Genomic DNA, 3788 nt, shown 5'->3' on the forward strand with positions numbered 1-3788 from the left:
AAAGAAGATGCTATAATTTCAGATTCACTTAATCATGCTTCCATTATAGATGGAGTAAGATTATGTAAAGCGGCCAGATATCGTTACAATAATGATGACATGGCTGACCTAGAGAAACAACTCGTTGCTGCTAATGAAAATGGTGCACGATTCAAAATTATAGTGACAGACGGTGTCTTTTCAATGGATGGTTTAGTGGCTCCGTTAGATAAGATATGTGATTTAGCAGATAAATACGACGCCATGGTTATGATTGATGAATGCCATGCCACAGGTTTTATAGGAGAAACTGGAATTGGTACTTTAGAAGAAAAGGGAGTTTTAGGAAGAATTGACATTATTACTGGTACTCTAGGAAAAGCCATGGGTGGCGCTATGGGTGGTTATACCACAGCTAAAAAGGAGATTATAGAAATATTAAGACAACGCTCTAGACCGTATTTATTCTCAAACTCTTTAGCGCCAGCAATTGTTGGTGCTTCAATTAAAGTTTTTGATATGCTAAAAAACGATACGAGCCTGAGGGATAAATTAGATTGGAATACCAAATACTTTAAAAAAGGACTGAAAGAAGCTGGCTTCGATATTATTGATGGAGACTCTGCAATTGTACCTGTAATGCTATATGATGCTAAGCTCTCACAAACTATGGCAAATATGCTGCTTGAAATAGGTGTTTATGTCATAGGGTTCTTCTACCCTGTAGTACCTAAAGATAAAGCCAGGATAAGGGTTCAGCTCTCTGCAGCTCACACCAAAGAACAATTAGATAAAGCTATTTCTGCTTTTATAAAAGTAGGCAAACAACTAGAAATTATTTAAATTCATTACAAACTCACTATTTTAGGGCGATATAACATTATTTTTTTATATTTGTCTTTGTTAATAAAATTTAACAACTTACTTTTGCCAACAATTAACACTTAAAATTAAAATTAATTAGAATATGAAAAATCTTAGCAGATTACTTTTTGTTACAGTGCTTCTAGTATCATTTAGCACTTCAAATGCGCAAGATAAAAACAATCCATGGGCTATTGGCCTTGGAGTTAATGCGGTCGATCCATATCCTGTTGGGGAAGACGCACCACAAGGTGACTATTTTGATGAGTACTTCAACGTAACAGATCATTGGAATATTATGCCAACAATTTCTAGAATTACTGTATCTAGATATTTAAGTGATGGATTTACGTTCACTGCTGGTGGATCAATAAACAAAATAACAAAATTTGGATCGTTTTACGACTCACAAATTGACGAAGAAGTGACTAATGAGGTTAATGATTTAACGTATTATGCATTAGATGGAATGGTTTCTTACAGTTTCAAAAACCTAATTAACTCTAACAAATTCGATCCTTTCTTAGGTGTTGGTGGTGGTTACACTTGGTTAGATGATATAGGTGCTGGAACATTAAATGGAACTTTAGGAATTAAGTATTGGATTTCTGAGAAATTTGGTGTTGAGGCGCAGTCTACATATAAGCATGCATTCGAAGATTATTTACCAAAACATTTCCAACATTCTGTTGGTATAGTTCTTAAGTTTGGTGGTACTGATACTGATAATGATGGTATCTACGATCAAGACGACGCTTGTCCTGAAGAGGCTGGTTTAGAAATCTTTAATGGTTGTCCAGATTCTGATAACGACGGCATTCAAGATTCTAAAGATGATTGTCCTAACGTTGCTGGTTTAGCAGAATTCAACGGATGTCCTGATGGTGATGGTGATGGTGTAATGGACAAAGATGATAAGTGTCCTACTGTAGCTGGTTTAAAAGCATTAATGGGTTGTCCAGATGCTGATGGTGACGGTGTTGCTGATGATGATGATAACTGTACTAACGAATCAGGTCCTGCTGCAAACAACGGTTGTCCTTGGCCAGATACTGATGGTGATGGTGTATTAGACAAAGATGATAAATGTCCTAACGAAGCTGGTGAAGTTTCAAACAATGGATGTCCAGTACTCGATCCTCCGACAGATGTTGTAAATTCTTTAAACACTTATGCTAGAGATATTTTATTCGATACTGGTAAGGCATCGTTTAAGAAAGAAACTGACCAAGTTTTACAAGCAATGGTTGTTATTTTCAAAGAATATCCACAAGCCCAGTTTACTATAGGTGGTCATACTGACAGTTCTGGTTCTGCATCAATGAACCAAGCATTATCTGAAAGAAGAGCTAATGCAGTTAGAGATTACTTAATCGCTAACGGTATTGCTGCTGACAGATTAACTGCAAAAGGTTTTGGTGAAGATAATCCTATAGCTACTAATAAAACTAGAGCAGGTAGAAAAGAAAATAGACGTGTTGAGGTTAATTTAGTTAAATCAAACTAATTAAAAATAACACAATAAAATAATAAAAAACGCTCCGAATATCGGAGCGTTTTTTATTTTTATATAATGAGAAGTTTCATCAAGACTGTACTAGAAGATCTTAAAGAAAAAAACTTGAATTTTGAAGATTTACAGTTTATTCTTCCTAGTAAAAGAGCAGGTGTATTTCTTAAAAATCAGCTTTCATCCTTACTAGATCAACCTGTATTTTCACCTCATATTCTTAGTATTGAAGAATTTGTAGAAGAGCTGTCTGGACTCAAAAATATTCCAAATACTGATCTTTTATTTCGACTTTACACGTCTTACAAAAAGATTACTAAAGAGACTGAGCAAGAACCATTTGATTCCTTTTCAAAATGGGCGCAAATCCTATTACAAGACTTTAACGAAATTGATAGATATCTTATTTCTCATGAACATATATTTGACTATCTAAAAGCCATTAAAGAACTTACGCATTGGTCGTTAGAATCAGAACAAACAGATTTAGTTAAAAACCATTTAAGATTCTGGAAACAGCTTAAAACTTACTACCTTTCATTCACAGATGATTTATTACAAAATGGCTTAGGTTATCAAGGCTTAATTTATAGAGAAGCATCAGAAAATCTTGAAACGTACATACAAAGTAATTCTGATAAAATACATGTTTTTCTTGGTTTTAATGCTCTAAACGAAGCAGAATCTAGAATTATACAAGGCTTGTTACAAAATGATATGGCTCATATTTATTGGGACATAGATGAATCATTTATAAACGACAATATTCATGACGCGGGTCTTTTTATAAGAGAACATAGAACAACGTGGAACTATTTTAAAAATCGTCCTTTTAACTGGCTGACTAATCATTATACAGAACAGAAACATATTGAAGTTATTGGCACTCCAAAACTTATTGGTCAGGCTAAACACATCGGAGATATCTTAGATTCTATTGGTAAAACGAACCCTAGCTTTTCTAACGTTGCGGTAGTTTTAGGAGAAGAGAATCTACTTATTCCTGTTTTAAATTCACTTCCAAATTCAGTAGAAAGACTCAATGTAACAATGGGCTTACCCTTAAGGTATGTACCTTTAGCTTCACTCTTCGAACAGCTATTTTACATACATAAAAACAATTCAAACAAGTACTATTTTAAAGATGTCATAAGTATTATTTCTCATCCATTAATACATCTGCTATTTCAAACTAATAAACAAAATAATAGTACCCTATTGGTAGATTATATTCAAAAAAATAATTTAGTATACCTTAGTGTTGAGGAATTAAAGGAAATATCCAAATCATCTCAAAACATTGTTGAATTATTATTTCAATCCTGGAATAATACTCCTAGTTTAGCCTTAAAGCATTGCTCTGAAATTATTCTAAAAATAAAAGTTAGACTTAAGTCTAACAGTCAGGTTAATCGATTAGAGCTAGAGTATTTAT

At 33.6% G+C, this 3788-nt stretch carries 2 protein-coding genes and 1 pseudogene; all 3 read left to right on the plus strand.

What is annotated here, in order from left to right; genetic code table 11:
* On the plus strand, positions 1-822 hold an 822-nt coding region (locus ACTG3Y_RS13230), incomplete at its 5' end, for a glycine C-acetyltransferase (protein ID WP_439153394.1).
* A 124-nt stretch (positions 823-946) separates the two neighbouring features.
* Entirely contained in the window at positions 947-2350 is a 1404-nt protein-coding gene (locus ACTG3Y_RS13235) for an OmpA family protein (protein WP_439153395.1), read from the plus strand.
* Positions 2351-2416: 66 nt separating this feature from the next.
* Positions 2417-3788, plus strand: a pseudogene (locus ACTG3Y_RS13240) (PD-(D/E)XK nuclease family protein); the annotation flags it as partial.

The sequence above is a fragment of the Winogradskyella sp. genome, assembly GCF_965656915.1.
Lineage (GTDB): Bacteria > Bacteroidota > Bacteroidia > Flavobacteriales > Flavobacteriaceae > Winogradskyella.